The sequence below is a fragment of the Lactobacillus rizhaonensis genome (assembly GCF_036246345.1).
In the GTDB taxonomy this organism is placed as follows: Bacteria; Bacillota; Bacilli; order Lactobacillales; family Lactobacillaceae; genus Lactobacillus; species Lactobacillus rizhaonensis.
In genome coordinates, this window is sequence record NZ_BTTV01000006.1 from 1 (window position 1) to 20,669 (window position 20,669).

General features: G+C 38.4%; 16 protein-coding genes. 5 read left to right on the forward strand and 11 right to left on the reverse strand.

Going from position 1 to position 20,669, the window contains the following annotated elements; genetic code table 11:
- Nucleotides 1-383 precede the first annotated feature (383 nt).
- Nucleotides 384-1,457 carry a P1 family peptidase gene (locus tag AAA915_RS07520; protein WP_338201159.1) on the forward strand — a complete coding sequence of 358 codons (1,074 nt, stop codon included), beginning with the start codon at nt 384-386 and terminating at the stop codon, nt 1,455-1,457.
- Nucleotides 1,458-1,540: 83 nt separating this feature from the next.
- Nucleotides 1,541-3,157 carry a glycoside hydrolase family 13 protein gene (locus tag AAA915_RS07525; RefSeq protein ID WP_338201161.1) on the forward strand — a complete coding sequence of 539 codons (1,617 nt, stop codon included), beginning with the start codon at nt 1,541-1,543 and terminating at the stop codon, nt 3,155-3,157.
- A 165-nt stretch (nt 3,158-3,322) separates the two neighbouring features.
- On the opposite strand, the gene AAA915_RS07530 is transcribed toward AAA915_RS07525, so the two are convergent.
- A complete protein-coding gene (locus tag AAA915_RS07530) occupies nt 3,323-3,829 on the reverse strand; it encodes an O-acetyl-ADP-ribose deacetylase (protein WP_338201163.1) in 507 nt (168 codons plus the stop codon).
- Nucleotides 3,830-4,245: 416 nt separating this feature from the next.
- Here AAA915_RS07530 and AAA915_RS07535 point away from each other — a divergent pair, with 416 nt between their 5' ends.
- Both AAA915_RS07535 and AAA915_RS07540 read left to right on the forward strand, forming a co-directional pair.
- A complete protein-coding gene (locus AAA915_RS07535; protein ID WP_110446748.1) occupies nt 4,246-5,538 on the forward strand; it encodes a gluconate:proton symporter in 1,293 nt (430 codons plus the stop codon).
- Nucleotides 5,539-5,592: 54 nt separating this feature from the next.
- Nucleotides 5,593-6,480 (forward strand): dihydrodipicolinate synthase family protein, encoded by an 888-nt coding sequence (locus AAA915_RS07540; RefSeq protein ID WP_338201166.1) that lies wholly within the window; start codon nt 5,593-5,595, stop codon nt 6,478-6,480.
- Nucleotides 6,481-6,542: 62 nt separating this feature from the next.
- Here the strand turns inward: AAA915_RS07540 and AAA915_RS07545 are convergent, their stop codons facing one another.
- The 9 genes from AAA915_RS07545 to AAA915_RS07585 all read right to left on the reverse strand — a co-directional run bounded on the left by AAA915_RS07545 (nt 6,543) and on the right by AAA915_RS07585 (nt 18,133).
- The gene (locus AAA915_RS07545; RefSeq protein ID WP_338201168.1) at nt 6,543-6,782 is read right to left on the reverse strand and encodes a hypothetical protein; all 240 of its coding nucleotides are present in this window, start codon (nt 6,780-6,782) and stop codon (nt 6,543-6,545) included.
- 167 nt (nt 6,783-6,949) lie between these two features.
- Nucleotides 6,950-7,807, reverse strand: coding sequence for a sugar ABC transporter permease (locus AAA915_RS07550; protein WP_045928744.1), 858 nt, complete (start codon nt 7,805-7,807; stop codon nt 6,950-6,952).
- Nucleotides 7,808-7,809: 2 nt separating this feature from the next.
- Nucleotides 7,810-9,168: a carbohydrate ABC transporter permease gene (locus tag AAA915_RS07555; RefSeq protein WP_174794679.1), complete on the reverse strand. Its 1,359-nt coding sequence runs from the start codon at nt 9,166-9,168 to the stop codon at nt 7,810-7,812.
- 66 nt (nt 9,169-9,234) lie between these two features.
- Nucleotides 9,235-10,458 (reverse strand): extracellular solute-binding protein, encoded by a 1,224-nt coding sequence (locus AAA915_RS07560; protein ID WP_338201172.1) that lies wholly within the window; start codon nt 10,456-10,458, stop codon nt 9,235-9,237.
- A gap of 70 nt (nt 10,459-10,528) precedes the next feature.
- The gene (locus tag AAA915_RS07565; RefSeq protein WP_174794677.1) at nt 10,529-11,635 is read right to left on the reverse strand and encodes an ABC transporter ATP-binding protein; all 1,107 of its coding nucleotides are present in this window, start codon (nt 11,633-11,635) and stop codon (nt 10,529-10,531) included.
- Nucleotides 11,636-11,639: 4 nt separating this feature from the next.
- Nucleotides 11,640-12,317 carry a beta-phosphoglucomutase gene (pgmB, locus tag AAA915_RS07570; RefSeq protein ID WP_174794676.1) on the reverse strand — a complete coding sequence of 226 codons (678 nt, stop codon included), beginning with the start codon at nt 12,315-12,317 and terminating at the stop codon, nt 11,640-11,642.
- The gene (locus tag AAA915_RS07575) at nt 12,302-14,575 is read right to left on the reverse strand and encodes a glycoside hydrolase family 65 protein (protein ID WP_174794675.1); all 2,274 of its coding nucleotides are present in this window, start codon (nt 14,573-14,575) and stop codon (nt 12,302-12,304) included. The genes pgmB and AAA915_RS07575 overlap by 16 nt, the downstream gene beginning before the upstream one ends.
- Before the next feature lie 154 nt (nt 14,576-14,729).
- Nucleotides 14,730-16,454, reverse strand: coding sequence for a glycoside hydrolase family 13 protein (locus AAA915_RS07580; RefSeq protein WP_338201175.1), 1,725 nt, complete (start codon nt 16,452-16,454; stop codon nt 14,730-14,732).
- Nucleotides 16,455-16,465: 11 nt separating this feature from the next.
- Nucleotides 16,466-18,133, reverse strand: a complete 1,668-nt coding sequence (locus tag AAA915_RS07585) for an alpha-glucosidase (RefSeq protein WP_338201177.1) — start codon at nt 18,131-18,133, stop codon at nt 16,466-16,468.
- Between the two features lie 215 nt (nt 18,134-18,348).
- Between AAA915_RS07585 and AAA915_RS07590 the strand changes: the two genes are divergently transcribed.
- Entirely contained in the window at nt 18,349-19,467 is a 1,119-nt protein-coding gene (locus AAA915_RS07590) for an NAD(P)-dependent alcohol dehydrogenase (protein WP_174794672.1), read from the forward strand.
- 249 nt (nt 19,468-19,716) lie between these two features.
- Here AAA915_RS07590 and AAA915_RS07595 read toward each other — a convergent pair whose 3' ends face one another.
- Nucleotides 19,717-20,667 (reverse strand): LacI family DNA-binding transcriptional regulator, encoded by a 951-nt coding sequence (locus tag AAA915_RS07595; RefSeq protein WP_338201180.1) that lies wholly within the window; start codon nt 20,665-20,667, stop codon nt 19,717-19,719.
- Nucleotides 20,668-20,669 lie beyond the last annotated feature (2 nt).

The following is a 20,669-nucleotide window of genomic DNA, read 5'->3' on the forward strand; positions in this document are numbered from 1 at the left end:
AACAAGCTGTACGTCAATAAAGGTTAACTGCTAAACAAATATTTAACTCTCAAAAAGGCGCCTTTTTGAAGTACCTTTAGTATACCCATTTTTAAATCTTTTTGATACTTGACATTCTATAAGAAATCCAGTTGAAAAAGATTAAACGAAAAGAATCAAACCGTTAATAAACTGTTTGATTCTTTTTCTTTGTCTTGTTTTCTGTCAATCCGATCCTGGCTAGCAGATTGTGGAAATTGTTGTGGCCAAAAGTTATTCGCTATGCTTTGTTGACTACCTACTCTTGCGTTAGATTGTCTTTGTAGATTTGTTTTTGTCTTGCATAAAAATTAACGAACCGTTTTAATAAGAGAAGAAAATTTTTAATAACAAAAGGAGTAAAAATGGGACTTAACAAACCACTTTTATTTGCGCTTAGCGATACTAAGCCTGGACCAAAAAACTTAATTACAGACGTTGCCGGAGTTACAGTTGGCCACAAGACAATTGTCACTGATAGATTCAGAACCGGTGTCACTGTAATCAGCCCTTGCCCAGATAACATTTTTCGGGAAAAAATACCAGCTGCTACACATGTGATTAACGGTTTTGGCAAAAGTACAGGTCTAATTCAAATTAACGAACTGGGTACAATCGAAACGCCTCTAGTTTTAACCAATACTCTCAGCGTTGGCACTGCCTCGACAGCTTTAGTCAAAAGAATGCTGGCCGAAAACCCTGAAATTGGCCTTTCAACTGGCAGCGTTAACCCAATCATTATGGAATGTAATGACAGCTCAATTAATCATATTCGCGATTTGGGTGTCACTGAAGATGACGTTAACGATGCTTTTGCAGCTGCTACTACAGATTTCGCTGAAGGAGGCGTTGGTGGCGGTACAGGTATGCGCTGCTATGAACTCAAAGGTGGTATTGGCTCTGCATCAAGGCAAGTCGAGATTGACGGTAAAACCTTTACAATGGGCGCGCTAGTCATGTCCAATTTCGGTCTTAGCACTGATCTTAATATTTACGGCCATGCTATTGGTAAAAAGTTTGTTGATAACAAGGATAGTAAGGAAAAAGGCAGCATTATCACAATAATTGCTACCGATATTCCGTTTAACTCGAGACAATTAAAACGCATTGCCAAGCGTTCTGGTATTGGCATTACACGCACTGGCTCCTTTAGTGGTAATGGCAGCGGTGAAGTTACCCTAGCCTTTTCTACCGCCAACCGTGTAAGTCATTTCCCTGACCACGAATTAAGCACAATTCAGGCAATTACTGATGACAAAATTGACCGCTACTTTAGGATTACAGTTGATATTGTCAATGAAGCCATTCTTAGTTCTTTGGCTCACGCACAAACAACACCTGATCGTGACGGCAAGCCAATGTTATGCTTAAAAGATGCTCTATTGCAGCTGGGCAATGATGAAGAAGCACTGCAATTACGCTCAGATTTAGGACTTTAATTAGATACCGGTAACATTAATTCTCATTATTCTGCAGTGTTATAATTAACAGATAATGTTAGCGATTGCAAAGGAGAGTTAATATGACACCTTGGTGGAAAAATGCAGTAATTTATCAAATTTATCCCAAGTCCTTCCAAGATAGCAATGGGGATGGTATCGGAGACCTACCCGGCATTATTAGTCACTTGGATTATTTACAAAAATTGGGGATCGATGCAATTTGGCTTTCGCCAATTTATCAATCTCCCGGCGTCGATAATGGCTATGATATTGCTGATTATGAAGCAATTGATCCGCAATATGGCACTATGCAAGACATGGATAAGTTGATTAGTGAGGGTAAAAAACGCGGCATTCGGATCATTATGGACTTAGTTGTTAATCATACTTCTGATCAACACCAGTGGTTTATTGAAGCACGCAAAAGTAAAGATAATCCTTACCGGAACTTTTATATCTGGCGTGATCCTGTTGCTGGCCATGAACCCAATGATTTAAAATCTGACTTTTCAGGTTCTGCTTGGCAATTTGATGATCAAACAGGCCAGTATTACTTACACTTTTTTGCCCCGCAACAACCAGATTTGAATTGGCAAAATCCGCAATTACGGCACAAAATATACGATATGATGAACTTCTGGCTTGATAAAGGCATTGGCGGTTTCCGGATGGACGTAATCGAACTTATTGGCAAGGAACCTGATCGTAAAATTCGCGAAAATGGTCCACAACTTCATCATTATATTCAGGAAATGAACCAGGCTGTTTTAGCTAACCGCGACGTAGTCACTGTTGGCGAGACTTGGAGTGCCGACCTTGACAGCGCCCGCAAATATTCAGATCCCGCTCGGCATGAACTCTCTATGATTTTTCAGTTTGAAGATCAAAATATTGATAAACAACCGGGAAAGCCAAAGTGGGATCTCAAGCCGTTTAAAGCCAGTGATCTTAAAGAAGTCTTGCTTAAATGGCAGACACAAATAGATTATAACCATGGTTGGAACAGTTTGTTTTGGGAAAATCATGATATTCCCCGTGTTATTTCACGTTGGGGTGATGACAGTAAATACCGCGTACAATCTGCCAAAATGTTTGCCATTGCCTTACATTTAATGCGTGGTACACCATATATTTATAATGGTGAAGAAATTGGTATGACTAACTGCCCGGTCAAAGATATTTCAGAAATTGAAGACCTCGAGAGTATCAATATGTATAATGAGCGAATCAAGCAAGGTTATACCAAAGAAGAACTTATCAGGTCAATCAACGCCAAAGGACGCGACAATGCCCGCAGACCGATGCAATGGTCAACAGCTAAAGCTGCTGGCTTTACTACTGGTAAGCCTTGGCTGGCACTTAATCCTAATTATCAAGATATTAACGTTCAAGCTGCTTTGGCGGACCCACAATCAATTTTTTATACCTATCAAAAACTCATTAAATTACGTCATAAAAACGAAATTATCACTAATGGCAGCTTTACACCTGTTCTTGCAAGTCCTAATGTCTTGGCTTATTACCGTGAACTTGCTGGCGAGCGCTGGTTAGTCGTTGCCAATTTGACTGGTAGTGCCGAACAGTTTTCTGCACCAGATAAAATTGACCAAGTTTTAATCAGTAACTATAATGCACCGCAATCACTTAACAACATTAACTTAAGGCCATATGAAGCCTTTGCTGTGATTGTAAAATAAAAGCTTTATTTTTGTGAAAATACCCCCAAATTTGTCCTAAATTTGGAGGTATTATTGTGACTAAATTATCGAAATAAGATTTAGCAATTAAAGAGATGGTTCGATGTCAGAAAGATTAATTTTTGAACATCAATTGAAAATAACCTTCTTAATCTTTCCTCAAGCCTATTTTTTAACTTCTGCTCGGTATAACTCTGCTGTTTTGGCATCAAAGGCACACATAATAACTTCCATTTGATAATCAGAATGCTCTAGGAGCCAATCATGCGCGGCTGTAAAAGCAATATGGGTGGCTGGTGCAGCAGGAAAACCGTAAGCTCCAGTAGAAATAGCCGGAAAAGCAATGCTATGCAGATTATGATCTTTAGCTAAATCTAACGAGTTTATGTAACAGTCCTTTAATAACTCATTATCTTGTTTAGAACCTGAATAAATTGGTCCTACAGTATGAATGACAAATTTAGCAGGCAGCTGATATCCTTTGGTAATCTTAGCCTGACCTGTTTCACAGCCATGAAGCTGCCTGCACTCGGCCAGCAGTTCTGGTCCAGCTGCTTGGTGTATTGCACCATCAACGCCCAAGCCACCTAATAAAGAATTGTTTGCGGCATTAACAATTGCATCTATAGTTAATTTAGTAATGTCACCTTGAATAATTTTGATATTTTCCATAAGCATAGCCTCTTTTTATTTCATTCTAAACCTAAAAAGATTTTTTGCTTAAATTGTTATTTGTAAACTTTTTTATAATTAAATATTTTTAATCAAAGTCTCGAGGTTAAGTAATTCTACGTCATAAAAACTCTTTATTTTGCCAATAAAATTACCCATTCTAGTTTCTATTTAAGCACTGTTTTAAGATATATGTATATGCGATCAGCAAAAAACTTTTTCCAAAAGTATTGCTTTTTTCTTCCCAATGTATCAGAATTAAATATAGGTAAGCGCTTACCTAAAAATATATTTATTGCAAATAAAAAAGATAGGTGAAATATCTAAGTCTTTGACCAAATTACTTATTCGGTTTATTTGTAGTTTTATACTATCAAATTTAGATTTGTTTTTAAGCTAATTAAGGAAGAAAAATTATGGTTTCATATATAATTCCGATTTTACTATTAATCAGCTTTTTCCTTTTTATTTATTTCATACTAAAGGGTGGCAACTTAACAATTGGCTTATTTGTGATGGCTATCTTGTGGGCTATCATTGGACTTGTTCCCTTTGACACAGCTATCAAGAAAATATTCACTGAACCAGTTCTTGGTTATGGACCAACAATTATTTATATCATTTTTGGTTCATGGTTTGGCCGAGTGCTCGTTGAAAGTGGAATAGCGTCTTCTATTTCTGAAGAAACAAATAGGATTGGTAAAAAGAAACCTTTATTATCGGCAATTTTAGTTTTATTGGTTACTTCGTTTATTTTTATCAGTGCATACGGAGTTGGCTCAGTTATAGCTATCGGGGTAATTTTATTACCGATTATGCTATCAGTAGGTATTCCGCGCGACTTGGCTTTAACAACTTTTTGTTTAGCTATCGGTGCGCCAATGTACATTAATGTGGTTTTATTTAATCAAATAAAGCCTTTCTTTCCATCCGTTACCTATGATAATAAATATCTGAAATTCGCTTGGATAGCAGCGATTATCCAACTAGCATTCGTAATACTTCTGCTCGTCTTAAATCGTAAAAAAATCGACCCTGCAAAAGCACAAGAAAACCTCGCAGTTATCGGTGCCAAAATTGATAACAGTGATCAGCAACCAAAAATTTCAAAAATTGCTTATATAGTACCAATTGTCCCAGTCGCAATGAATATGCTTTTTAAGTGGGATGCTGTACCGTCACTTACTTTAGCTGCAATATTAGCCATGCTTTTGACGAAAAAAATGAATAACTATAAGAAATTAGTAGATTTCATTAATGATACTGTCAAAAAAGCTATATCAGATATTGCTGGTTTAATCATGTTCTTAATGGCACTGACAATGTTTACAGGAGCCGCCAAAATTGACGCAGTTCATTTTAAGCCCCTATTCAGTGCAATTTTGCCTCATGGTCACTTAATATTAGCGCTGATATTCGGAGTATTAGCTCCATTAGCACTATTTAGAGGTCCTCTACACGTTTGGGGAGCTGGTGCGGCTACTGCTGCAGTTCTTTCAGGTACCCATTTATTCAGTGATTATTTCTTACTACCACTGTTACTGATTCCAAGTTTACTTGCAGTGTCTACTGACGTTACACAGTCTTGGAACATTTGGGGACTTGATTATATGAAAGTTGATACTAAGAGTTTCCTAAAATATGGGGTGCCAACAATGTGGATTGTGTCTATTATCAATGAAGTTGTGGCCTTTATGTTTTTCGGCTAAATGTTAGTTAAAATTGGAAATTAAAATTATTATACAGAAATGGAGAACAGAAAGATGAAGAAAGAATATATTTGCCCTATTTTGACCATTTTGAAAGATGAAAATACTGTAGATTTTGATGCTATGCATAAGCTATATGACCGCCTGATTGAAGATGGAATTTCAGAAATTGCTCTTTTAGGCAGTTGTGGAGAATTCTATGCTCAAACCTTTGAAGTTTGCCAATCTTTAGTAGAAGATGCAATTAAGTATATTGATCACCGGACTAAAGTTTTAGTCGGTGCTAACCGTATGGATGATCAATTAACTATTAAATTTGCCAACAAAGCATTGGAACTTGGTGCAGATGGCATTTTGCTAGTAGGACCATATTACATGTCTTGTGATAGAGCTGGTATTATTACCTTCTATAATAAGATGGCTAAAGCTATTAAAGGCGATATTATAATCTACAATTATCCTGACAGAACTGGTTATGATGTTAACGCCGACATTCTCTTAACTTTATTAAAAGACAATTCTAATATTGTCGGAATCAAAGATACTGTTGGAGACGTTAACCACACTCTCAACACTATCAAAGTTGTAAACGCAAAATTCCCTGAATTTAGAGTTTACACAGGTTATGACGGTAATGTAATTGATGTAGTTAAAGCTGGCGGTCAAGGTGTAGTTGGCGGATTATCTAACCTCTACAGTCATGTTTGTGTTGACTTGTTAAGAAACTATGAGGCCGGTAATGATGAGCAAGTAGCAAAAGAACAAAAGACAATTGCTGAAGCTTCTGAACTATTAAATATAGTTAACCCATTTATGACTTTATTCAAATACATCCTCGATCAAAGAGGGATTCCGAATAACGTTGTAGCTTTAACACCATCTTCTCCAATGTCAGATGAACAAAAGCAAAAAGCTTTAAGCATTTATGACAAGACAATATAAACTAGTTTATATATGACATACAAGGTTTGGTTCTGATGCAATAGGTTGGAAGCAAGCCTTTTTTATTGTTCTGTTTTTATATAAAAATTTTGAATAACAAAAAATGCGAATCTTGTGAGCCGCATTTTTGATAGGCTACCTTTAGTTTCTTCAATAGCATTACTTGTTCTAGTTGCCAGATCCTGCATATAACTATCTACTTCATTTAAATTAATAATTTCCAAAATTTCTTTAATGATCTTACCGTGAATAGTTGCACCTAGTCTACCATTCAATATTTCAGCTGTTTCAGATTCAATCATCGTACAACTTTCAATAACTGCAGAAGACCATAGACCAATTCTGATGTTTTACTCAAGGCCGTTTCTCTTCAAGTGGTGATATGGCCTACTTTCTTTATCCTAACTCAAATTATTTTTACCCAAACAAAAAATGCGACTCCTAAGAGCCGCATTTTTCTTACTAAGTCCTATCCCTTTTCTGCACCAGCAGTAATACCGTTAACGTAAAACTTCTGCATGAAGACGAATAAGATCGTGATTGGAATAGCGATAATCACACAACCAGCAACAAACTCCGCAAAGTACGCGGTAGCATTGCCTTTAGTGTTGTGCACCATGTTATAAAGTCCGTACGCAATTGTGTATGTTTTAGGATTGCCAGAGGTTGACAAAATAATTCCCGAGAAAATAAAGTCAGTCCACGGACCAATAAAGGCTGTTAAAGCAGTGTAAACTATCATAGGCTTAGCTAATGGCAAATCAACGTGCATGAAGATTTGCCATTTAGTGGCCCCATCAATTTCAGCAGCTTCATCTATTGAAAATGGTACCGTGTCAAAGAAGCCTTTAGCAACGTAGAATCCCAGTCCGGCTCCACCGACATACACCAGTAGCAGGCCACCCAGATTTAACATGTTTAAGCCCTTTAAAATGTAATAAAGAGCAATCATTGACATAAATCCAGGAAACATTCCTAAGACCAGTGCAATCTGCATGAACGGCTTTCTAAACGAAAAGCGTAACCGTGATAAAACATAAGCAACCGAAATCGTTAAAAAAGTAGAAATGATCATTGAAAGTATAGAAACGATCAAGGTGTTAATAATCCAGCTGACTAGTGGATACTGCGAATTAGTAAAAATACCAATGTAGTTGTCAAAAGTGAATTTGTCAGGCCAAAAAGTTGAAACAAATCCCGTATCATTATAGGAAAAACTGGCTAATATTATCCAGATAATTGGTAAAATCCAAACTACAGCCAGGATAATCAATAATAGGTAACGAAAAATGAGTGAAAGGCGTTTTTGATTTTGATATGATTTCATTTTTAGCCCTCCTTAAAAGCATTGGTATGACGGTATGCAATTAATGAAAATACCGCACTAATAATAAAGATGAGGATACCCAAGACCGCTGACGCATTGTAGCGTTGCTCCTGACCAAAGGTTAAGTTGTACAGCCACGTTACCAACAGGTCGGTAGAACCCGCACCATTATACTTGTTATTCATTGGTGCTCCTCCAGTTAACAGGAAGATCACGTTAAAGTTATTAATATTACCAATAAACTGTTGAATAAGAGAAGGTGCCATCACAAATAATATTTGTGGAAAAGTAATTGATTTAAATACTTGTAAAGCATTAGCACCATCAATTTTTGCGGCTTCAATTTGATCTGTTGGCAAATTTTGAATAATCGCAGTTGAAACCAGCATTGAAACCGGGATACCGATCCACATATTAACAATAATAACAGTTATTCGTGCTACCAAAGGTGAGGCTTGACTGTCAATAAAATGTAACGGATGAGAAATCCAGCCGATATTCATTAAGATATTGTTGAGTGCGCCCTGATAGTCTAAGAACTGAGCCATCATTAACAAAGAAACAAACTGAGGTACTGCCCAGACAATCACAAAGATTGTCCGCCAGAAACCTTTATGTTTTATTCCTTTAGATTCAATCAACAAGGCAAGCAAAACTCCAAAAAAGAATGTTGTGGCCGTAGCGGCTACCGCCCAGACGAGTGTCCAGCCCAAAACTGGGAAGAACGTGCCTGAGAGGTCACCACTAAGGACATTGCCAAAAGCTTGAAATCCTGTCCAAGAAAAGGCAATTGGGTGTTGCCGGTTATAGTTGGTAAATGCCATTGAAATCATAAAGATTGTTGGCAAAATGGTAAAACAGAGAATACCGATGATTGGAAAAGTCATCAGAGTATCATGCAAACGAGAATCAAACAAGTTTGCCAGTTCTTCTTTATTGGTTAAAATGTGTTTGCCATCCCGCTGAAGCACATAATTTTTTCTGGTAGAGCGCAGATTGACAATGTATAAGTAAACCATTGCAATACAAATAATAATTGCCAGTAATCCAAACAAAAGAATCAAAACGGAGTTTGAAGGCTGCTTGGTAATATAAACGCCTTGTGCGTTATCATAAACAACCTTTTTATTTTTTATTGGTCCCAAACTTGACAACATACTAATTGCGGATATGCCACTAAAAACAAACCAAGCAATAAAGGCCACTTCTGCCAGCAATAATGCGATACCTTTTACCCATTGCTTATTTGCCAAAGCATTGGAACCCATAAAAAAGAATGATAATTTGGTAGCAATATTGCCTTTAGACCATACTTCCTTAAAGGTTGCCTCAGGTGCCGCATGTTTTTTCTTTCTAAACATAATTCTTCCTCTTCTTGAACAAAAAGGTTGGGCACTACTTGTCCAACCTTTAAGTATTTTAATTAACTATTTCTTTGATGAGTGCTTAGCTAATTTATCAAGTTGTGCTTTATATTGATTAGGTTTAACTTTACCATCATATGCACCATTGATTAGAGGAGGAACATCGTTCCAGAAGACAGACATTTGTGGTAATTTCGGCATCAAGACTGAATTGCCAGGTTTAGACATTTCAATTACCGCATCAGCAACTGGATCGTTCTTAATTACTGAATCATTAACTGCTTCCTTAAGAACAGGAATTTGACCAGCTTCTTTGTGAGCAATTAATTGTGACTTTTTATCTGTGATAAATGCTGCTAATTGTGATGCAGCTTTAGGACTCTTGGTATGAGCATTGACAGCGAACCCTTCGATTCCCAAAAAGGCCTGCATTTGTACGTTCTTGCCACCGACATTAATCATTGGGTACTTAGCAACAGCAAAGTTCTTACCTAAAATTTTCTTAATGTTAGCTGCATTCCAAGGACCATCCAAGATGGCTTGAGCGTTGCCCTTCTTCAATTGGTTCAAAGCATTAGAAGTCTGCATTACGCCCTTATTATTCTTTTGCTCCGCAAACCACTTCAATGCGTTAACACCTTTAGCAGAATTAAAGGTTGAACCCTTCAAATCTTCACCACTGTCACCATAAAGCTTTGTACCAGCAGAGAAGAATACCGGCCACATAACATAAGCGTTAGTAAAGTCTGTTGCCACAACTCCCTTTGAGGTTAAAGTCTTCCAGTCTTTTACATCACTTGCTGATAATTTAGACTTGTTGTAATACACTGTTTGTGCTTGTTGTGCATATGGATAAGCATAGATCTTGCCCTTCCAAGTTACACCTTTAGCTGCAACATCAATGTAATTAGATTTAATATTGTTGCTGTCTTTTGGTGACAGAGGATTAATATAACCAGAATCTGCCAGTTGACCTAATTGATCATTAGGTGCTTCAAAAACATCGGCTGCTTTTGAAGGGTCCTTGCCCACATCAGTTTTGGCATTAGCTGATCCGGTTGGACTTTGTGTAACACGCACTGAAATGTTCTTATGTGATTTAGTAAAATCACTGGCAATTTTCTTGTAGTATGATACCTGGTTAGTATCAACCCATAAAGTCAGCTTGGTATTTTGATTACTGCTGCTGCTTGATGAAGAATCTGATTTACCATTAGAACATGCTGCAAGTGACATTGCAGCTAAAACTGCTGTACTTCCTAAAGCTACTTTCTTCCAAATACTCATGTTATTTACCTCCTAATATAAAACAACATGTTTTTATATCAATGACAACTGAAGTCACTGATTTTATTCCCTAATTAACTACCGCCAAGGTCGTATCCTTGTCGAAAAAGTGTGCTTTGTTCAAATCAAAGCCCATCTTGACTTTTTGCCCTGGTTGATAAACATCCCGGGCATTGATGTTAGCAACAAACTCAGTTTCATCCACTCTTTGGTAAAGCTGAATAGTAGCTCCCAAGAGTTCAGAAACAACGACTTCAGATTCGACCACCGCATCAGGCCAAGTTTCTAAAAAGGCTTCTTCTGCGTGGATATCTTCTGGCCGAATACCCAGTATCAAGTCACGGTCATTATAGCCCTGCTCATTAAGCAATTTTGACTTGCCTTCTGGTATTCCCAGATTAAGGCCCTTGCCATCAGAGACTTGACCATCATGATAGTGGACATTAAAGAAATTCATTTGCGGTGATCCAATAAATCCGGCAACAAATTGGTTAACCGGATGGTTATATACTTCCTGCGGTGTCCCAATCTGTTCAATTTTACCAACTGACATTACCACTACCCGATCAGCCAAAGTCATAGCTTCAGTCTGATCATGAGTAACGTAAATTGTAGTTGTACCTAAGTTCTGGTGCAGTTTGGCAATCTCTGCCCGCATAGAAACACGCAGTTTCGCATCCAAGTTTGACAGGGGCTCATCCATCAAGAAGATAGGTGCATCCCGCACAATTGCCCGTCCCAGAGCGACTCTTTGCCTTTGACCACCAGAAAGTTCTGCCGGCTTTTTATCCAAATATTCACGCAAATTAAGAATCCTGGCAGCATTTTGTACCCTTTTATCAATCTCATCTTTATGATAATGACGCAGTTTCAAGCCAAATGCCATATTATCGTAGATTGACATGTGCGGATAAAGCGCGTAGTTCTGGAAAACCATGGCAATATGACGGTCTTTGGGTGCCACATCATTCATTACCTTGTGATCAATTTCAAGAGTACCCTCGCTAATATCCTCTAATCCCGCAATCATTCTTAAAGTAGTTGATTTACCACAACCTGAGGGGCCGACAAAAACAATGAACTCTTTATCTTTAATGTGTAAATCAAAGTCTTTCACTGAATAGTGATCATTGCCTTCATACTTTTTACACATATGGTTTAAGTCAACTTCAACCATATCTTTAACCTACCTTCTTATCATTTTTCTTAAATACCGCCACAATTTTATCCAGCTTTAATTCCTTTGTAGATTTAACGATATAATCAGCTCCTTTAAGTATTTGTTTATCTCCAATTCCCACTGCAAACTGCTGCGCAGCTTTAATTGCCGCAACACCGGCAGCCGCATCTTCAAAGCTAATCACTTCATCATTATGCAGCTTTAGCAACTGCTGTGCTTTTTGATAAATTTCCGGATCCGGCTTACCACGTTTCAGCAAAGCGGGATTAACAATTTGATCAAACTGATCAGCAATACCTAGCTTACTTAAGATTTTAGGGGCATTTTTAGAAGCAGAAGCAATACACATTTTCAAACCTGCTTTTTTGGCATCTGCTAATAATTCTGTAATTCCGGGCAAAATATCAGCTGGCGTCATAGTTTCAACCTGCTCTAAAAACTTTTCATTTTTTTCTGCCGCAAATTCTTCTTTTTGAGCTTTAGAGTACTTATTTTCCTGCTTGCCATATTTCAGAATCAAATCAAGAGAGTCCATCCGTGATATTCCCCGTAGAGAATCTAACTGCGCACTGGTCAACTTAATACCCAGTTCTTGAGCTAAATTATTCCACGCTGTCAGGTGAAATTTAGCTGAATCAGTCAGGACACCATCTAAATCAAAAATCAGGCCTTTAAGCAATTTTGTTCACCCTCTTTTAAAGTAACCTTTTGCTCTTTAACTAAAATCGTTAGTTCCTTTCCGCTAATTAACGTAATACACGTCTCCTGCTGCGTCACTTCTACCTTAATTAAGCGTCCACGATAATTAATTTTAAAACTATAACCGGTCCAATTGTCTGGCACAAAAGGATTAAATCTTAATTGATTATGACCATACCGCATGCCGGCAAATCCCTGGACTATTGCCAGCCATGAGCCGCTCATTGAAGTAATGTGCAGGCCGTCATCCGTATCATTATTGTAGTTATCGAGATCTAGGCGGGCCGTGCGTTCATAAAATTCTACTGACTGCTTTTTACGCCCTAATTCCGCGGCCAAAATTGAATGAATACAGGCGGAAAGGGAACTTTCATGTACCGTCAACGGCTCATAAAATGCAAAGTTACGCTCTTTTTGTTCTTTGGTAAACCTGTCATCCAAATAATAAATACCGTGTAATACGTCGGCTTGCTTTATGAAAGGTGACCGTAAAATTTTATCCCAAGACCAATGCTGATTTATTGGTCTTTGGTCAAGCGGAATTTCTGTAGCTGGTCTAATGTCTTTATCCAAGAAGTCATCTTGCTGCAAGAAAATGCCGCGTTCTTTATCTTCAGGCAAATAAATATTGTCAATAATGTCTTGCCATTTTGCCTGTTCTTCTTTAGTTACGTTTAAACGCTCTTGGGCAGTCTTATCCGCAAGCGGCAGTCTCTCTAATGTATATTGCAGTACCCATTGCGCCATAATATTGGTGAACCAATTATTATTAACGTTATTGTCGTATTCATCAGGTCCTGTTACTCCGTGGATAACATATTTATGCCGCCACTTGGAATAATGGACTCGATCAGCCCAAAATCTGGCAGTGCCTACTAGGACATCCATGCCCTCGTTCTTAACGTATGATTCGTCTCCCGTATAACTAGTATACCGTTTGATTGCAAATGGAATATCCTCATTACGGTGTATTTCTTCAAAAGTAATTTCCCACTCGTTATGGCATTCAATTCCGTTAAAGGTTACCATCGGGAAAAGTGCTCCGGCCAAGCCCTGCTGCCTAGCATTATAATAGGCACCATCAAGTTGATCATGTCTGTATTGTAATAATGCCCGCGTGACATTCGGCTTAGTGATACAAAGATACATCGGAAAGATGAAAGCCTCTGTGTCCCAATATGTAGCTCCACCGTACTTTTCACCAGTAAAGCCTTTAGGACCGATATTAAGTCTCTTGTCTTCACCATAATACGTCATGAATAACTGTAAAATGTTAAAGCGAATACCTTGTTGCGCTTCATCATTGCCGGTAATAACTACATCACTTTTAGTCCAACGATCCTGCCAAACTGCAGTATGATCGGCCAAATTTTCTGCAAAGCTTTTTGACTGCAATTGTTGCATCAACTCATCTGCACGATCACTTTGCTTTTCAGGTGCTACATCACGACTGGTAATTACGATCACATCTTTTTCTAAAGTGTAACTTTCACCAGCATTTAGAGTAACTGCCAGTTTTTCGCTTAACTTTGCAGTTGCAGTTTTAACAGCGCCCTCAACAACATGATTATTATTTCTTAGGCCTGCTTTTAACAAAACCGTAAACTGAGGCACATCGTAAGGATTAGGCTTGGTTATCACTTGAATGGAACGCTTTTCAGCATTCTCATTACAGCTAAGCCAAAAATGTTCATTATAGTTACTATCTTCATTAGTAACTGTGCCGTCAAGCGTTGAATTAAACTCAATTTGTGCCTGACCTGCAAGTACAGTAGCCTTAACAGTAATTAAAGCTGCTTCTTTTAGCTTGATATGTAAAAAACGCTGAAATTCAAACTTAACTTTAGTATCCGCACCTTCATAAATAAAACTGCGGGTAAGCAAGCCTTGGTGCATATCTAATTCAAAATAAAAGTCTTTAAATTTAATCTTGGCTAAGTCAATTTTTTCATTATTAACTGTAATACCAATTCCAATAAAGCTGGGGGCATTAATGGTTTTGCCAAAATATTTAGGATAGCCGTTTTTCCACCAGCCTACTCGCGTTTTATCAGGAAACCAGACACCTGCTAAATATGTACCCTGCAGTTGATCTCCAGAATATCCTTCTTCAAAATTACCGCGCATCCCCATATAGTCATTGCCAATCGCAGTAATGCTTTCCTGCAGCCTTTTATCCACCGGGGAAAACTTATGCGTAGCAACTTTCCATGGGTCAACCTCAAAAATTCGTTTCATTTACTTTCTCTCCCTCTTTGGTGAGGTTTTTTGTTTACGCTTTCATTATTCGCAAAAATGGAGTATTTGACAATAGCAAAATCGCTGTTAACGGTATCAGAATCATGTTTAAAAAAAGTCTGGGAAGAAATAATTTCTCTCAGACTCTTTAAAATTAATTTGCAAGTTCAATGACAAACCCGTGCTCAGCAAGTTGTCCATCTGCAAAATTCTGACTCAGTACCACCTGGCCGTTTGTGGCAACGGCAATCTTATCAGGTGTTGTATTAAAAAGAGCAGTGATCTTTTCTGCACCAATTCGCTTAACTTGGATTAAGCCGGTAGACGTAACACTTAGACTGATTGTGCCATTACCTATAGTAGCAGCATGGTTATTTCTAAAAGCAATCAGCTTTTGCACTTCATCCCAAAAAGGCGTGCCCTTTTTTTGCCAGTCCATTGGTTTGCGGCAATCGGGATCTTCTCCTCCCGTCATTCCCATTTCAGTACCGTAATAAATGCACGGACTGCCAGTCTGCATGAACATAAAAGTCAGAGTTTGCAAAGCCAGCGCTTTATTTTCACCTGCAAGCGTCAGTAAACGGGCGGTATCATGAGAATCAAGCATATTCATCATTGCCTGATTCGTGCAGTCGCGGTACATCATTAATTGATCAGTCAGAGCCTCAACCAGTTCCTGAGCCGTTTTTGTTTTGTGTAAAAAATGCTCCTCAATCTGCAAAGTATACGGGTAATTCATTACTGCAGAAAACTCGTCACCGTTGAGCCAAGGACGTGCACTATGCCAAATTTCACCTACGATATAAAAGTTAGGCTTAATTGCAGTAACCGCATCATGAAATTTTCGCCAAAAATGATGGTCTACTTCGTTAGCAACATCCAGCCTCCAAGCATCAATATCAAAATATTTTACCCAGTAAGTTGCAATTTCCAACAGAAAATCTTGGACTGCAGGATTCGCAGTATTCAATTTGGGCATTTGCCCTTCAAAAGCAAAGGTATCATAGTTTGGACCGCCTGCCTCAGGTCCTTGATATGGTTTAACTGGAAAATGATTAATATGAAACCAGGATGCAAACCTTGACTTAGCACCATTTTCTACTACATCCTGCCACTGCATTGATTGTCCGCCTAAATGGTTAAAGACAGCGTCCAGCATTACTTTCATTCCCCTTTTATGAGCTTCACTCACAAACTTGGCAAACAAATCCTTGTCACCAAAATCAGGGTCAATCTGCAGATAGTCTATCGTGTCATACTTATGATTGGAACTGGCTTTAAAAACTGGACACAAGTATAATCCGTTAACGCCTAACTCCTTTAAATAGTCTAGATGGTCAATAATACCCTGTAAGTCGCCCCCGTAAAAGTCTTCTCGTCCGGGATGATCTTGCGGATCCCACGGTTTTGTGCCTTGAGGATCATTATTTTTATCACCATTTGCGAAACGCTCAGGGAAAATCTGATACCAGACAGTATTTTTAACCCAGTCAGGGGTTTTGGTTTGATCAATTTCATGCAAGTAAGGTAATTTGAAGTAGCTGCTGTCAGCTGCTAAATTTGCTGCAGTAAAATCTTTGATCCCGCGGTCTCCAACAATTTTATGGCTGTTATCCTGGCCAATGACTTCAAAAGTATATTTAAGACGGCGATAAGGAGCATTCAAAGTTGCTACCCAATAATCAGTTACCTGCCCTTGTCCCGCTTTAGTCATGGCCATGGTTTTATCAGTCTTGGTATCAAGATAATTATCAGTATAATGAACTATTACTTTTTTAACATCATTTTTGGCACTGTGGAACCTAATCCGCACGTGATGCTGACTAATGACAAAACAGTCTTCGCTTTCTGTTCTATGTTTCAGGGCTGCTAATTGCATTTTTTCCTCCATTATTTACTTAAAACTACACCAGAATACGGCATCAAAATCAATTCATTCTTATTCAAATAATGCTGTCCGGCAGTTAACATGACTTTCCTATATTCACTAGGTACTTTAATTTTTAATTTTTGACTACTTAGTGAAACAGCCACGATTGCACTATCATTTGCTAAATCCCGCTGGTATACGTAGCTGTCATTAGCAGTTGCTAACAAGTAAAAACTACCTGATTGAAACAAAGCAGTTTTTTTCAAACTAATCAATTGTTTATAGAAGTTAAACATACTGTCAGGATCATCCAGTTCAGCCTGAACATTAGCGTCATTTTGACTTTGACCTTTAAGCCATGGTCTCACTTTTGAAAAACCATAATTTGGCTTTTTAGCCGTCCAGGGTATCGGCCCTCTCGCCGGCATTTTGTGCGCTTGACTGACCATTTTCAATGCTTCTGCTTTTGTTAAACCCCAATCTGCAGCTTTCGTGATAAAGCGTTCTACCTCTTGATCATTAAACTCTTCTTCAGCAGTAAAAAGCAGGTTTTTTAAGCCCAATTCTTCGCCATAATAGATAATGGGGATTCCTCGTTGCAAATACATCAGCATTGCTAAGCTGCGTGCCTGTGTTTCAGTCTGCGCTATTCTGGTAGCGAGTCGCGGCATGTCGTGATTGCTCCAATATAATGTAGGTTGAGAAACCTGCGCCAGAGTTTGCTGCCAAATAACCTGCGTCTTTTTAAAAGCATCCCAGTCAAGTCCTTTAGGCTGAAAATCTGCAGGCAAATTAGGATCAATGTGACGCTGATCATCCTTAAAATAACGAAAAGTAACAACACTGTCTAAAAGGTGGTGGTCTTTTGCCGTATAGTCCGCTGCTAAGTTAACATTAGCGCTGGCAGCTTCCCCTAAAAGCAAAGCTTCAGGATAATCCTTTTTTATTTGCTCACAAAATGGACGCAGCCATTTCTGAACTTGGGGCAAATTAGCAAAAAAGGGTTCAGCAACTATCGTTTGGTCATCTTCATTTGCTATTTTCTTTACCGGAAAACTTTGCCGTAAATCTGCCTTGGCAATATGAATAAAAGCGTCAAGGCGCAAGCCATCTATTCCTTGAGCCAGCCAAAATTCCGCAATTTTGAGCATTTCTTGTCTTACTTTGGGATTACGCCAGTTTAAATCAGGCATATGCTTGTCAAACAAATGGAAATAAAATTGGCCCGTACCTGCCGGATCCGGCTCCCAAACGCTGCCACCGAAAAAGCTGCCCCAGTTATTCGGACGCTGATTATTTGCACCTGCAAAAATATAGTAGTCGCGGTATTGACTATGAGGATCACTTTTGGCCTTTTGAAACCATTCATTTTGATCAGAAGTATGGTTTAAAACAAAATCTAAAAGCACATGAATTCCTACTTGGTGACAAGCAGCAATTAGAGCTTTCATGTCTGCCATCGTTCCCATTCGTGGATCGATTTTAAAGTAATCTGCCACATCATAGCCGTTATCAACTTGCGGGGAAACAAAAACAGGATTTAGCCAAATAGTATTAATACCCAGCTGTTGTAAATATGGTAATCTCTGCCTAATTCCATTTAAATCACCAATACCATCATCATTACTGTCTTGAAAAGACTTGGGATAAATTTGGTAAATTATTGCATGCTCATACCAGTGCGTCATAAATTTATACCTCCACTTAAAGTTTAGCGGAGAAGCCTGGTGAGAGGCAATGGTAATAGCAATGTTACCGCTATCAAAAAAATACTTATTAGTTCAACATAAATTAGTGTAGTGCGTTATATTCAGGCATATTTTTCTTCAAAAAACTATTGCATTTTTATGTGTACAGGTTCACAATAATCTTGAAATCGCTAACAAGTAAGGAGGATTTTTTTATGAAAATAAAAGCTGCTGTTGTTAATAAAATGGGCGATCCGTTTGAGATCGAAGACAATATTGATTTGCACGAAGTAGGACCAACTGACTTGCAAATTCATATGGTAGCAAGCGGAATCTGCCACTCAGATGAAGCCTTGCGCAAAGGTGATTCAAGTGTTGGCTACCCGGTAATTCTAGGACATGAGGGTTCTGGTATTGTTGAAAAAGTTGGTGACCAGGTTAAAAACTTCAATGTAGGCGATCACGTAATTTTATCTTTCTACGCTGATGGTATTTGTGATAATTGTTTAAAGGGTATCCCTACCCAATGCCGTCATTATAGTGACTATAATCTTTCTGGCGTCCGCGCAGATGGTGATGATCATTTCCAAAAAGACGGTCACAGAATTTGTGATATGTTTAACCAATCATCATTCACTACCACTACTGTGGTTGATCAGAGAAACGCGGTAAAAATTGATGATAGCATCGACTTGCGCAAAGTTGGCCCTCTTGGCTGTGGCTACGTTACCGGTTCCGGTACTGTCTTCAACACTCTTAAAGCTAGACCAGGCGATACCATTGCTGTCTTTGGTACTGGCGCAGTAGGATTAGCTGCAATGATGGCCGGCGTAATTAGTGGCTGCACCAAAGTAATAGCAGTTGATGTTGTTCCAGAGCGGCTTGAATTAGCTAAAGAATTAGGTGCCACACATACAATCAACAGCAAAGAAGAAGACCCAGTTGCCAAGATCAAGGAATTAACTGGCGGATATGGTGTTGACTGGACAGTTGATACTACTGGTGTTTCTGGCGTTATTAAAAATGCTGTCGATGCCTTGGCACAGGGTGGCACTTGCGCAGCAATTGCCGTAACAGCTCAGAATTTGACCATTTCTACTTGGAACGATCTTTGTGTAGATGATAGAAAAGTAGTTGGCGTTAACATGGGTGACGCCATTCCACAAGTTGACATACCAAGATTACTTGAGTTTTATCAATTAGGAAAGTTTCCGTTTGATAAGACTGAAAAATTTTATCAATTTGAAGATATTAATCAGGCTAATGCTGATTCAGTTTCTGGTAAAACAATCAAGCCTGTTTTGATTATCGATCCTGATTACAAACCTGAATAATAAAGAAAACAATCTAGTTTTTCCCAGAAAATGTGACCCCCAAATTTAGGACAAATTTGGGGGTCATATTATTTTTAAATAATTAATGCCAAAACTTTTTTAATTGTTTTGGCATTTTTTGTGAGTTCAATTATATCGTTTCAATTCTCACTGACTAGCCTTTGTGATAGCAGTTTTAACCATTAAAAAAGCACATAGTAATCGGCCTGATATTCGATTATTACGTGTATTTTTATTTGTACTTAATATTTACCTGGTTGATTCTCTTTTAACTAAGGAAGGCTTAATTAGTGCCTCTCCTTGAGGTGACCCTTTTTGATCAATTTTGCGTAAGAGCATGTTGGCCAAGAGTTCACCCATTTTAAAAATCGGCTGTTTAACGGTAGTTAACTTCAAGTTGGAAACCTGATCCAGAAAAACGCCATCGTACCCAATCACACCAAAATCAGCCGGAACTTTAGCCTTTTCATCCTGCAATTGTCTGACCACTCCTGTAGCAATGCGATCGCTGGCACAGATAAAACAAGTATCTTTAGGAAACTTGTGGAAATTATTTTTGATTACTTCTTGCGCAGCGTGACTGTGATTGGCAATACGATAGATTTGAGGGACCTTTTTATGCTTCTGTAATGTATTAACGTAACCCGTTTCACGCGAATACTCAAATGGCTCTCTGACATCAATGCCAATGAAAATAACGTTTTGGTATAACCGCGAAAGTGCATATTTTGTCGCCAATTCTCCACCATACTGATTATTATTGTCCACATAATCATAGCCATGATGATTTTCGCCAAATAAAATAAAGGGTTTTTTAAGGCTGTCAAATAAAGCATAATCACTGGAGCGGGCGCCAGTAATCAGGTAGCCGTCAAAGTTGCCATCTTCTATTTTATTTCTGTCTGTAACTAGCTGGATGGCATATTGCTTTTTTGATAACCCACGTGCAATGCCAAATAACAGGTTCATATAATATGGCTCTGTCGTATCAACATCCTCTAGCGTGACAAATTTAACCACATTTGTACGCTTATTTACCAAAGCCTGGGCAACATAATTAGGATGATAATCAAGTTCATCCATCGCCTGCTCAACCAATTTACGCAATTCCTCTGTTACCTGTTCGGGATGATTAATTACACGAGAAACTGTCATCTTTGAAACATTAGCCTTTTTAGCAACATCAAGCAAGGTTACCATTA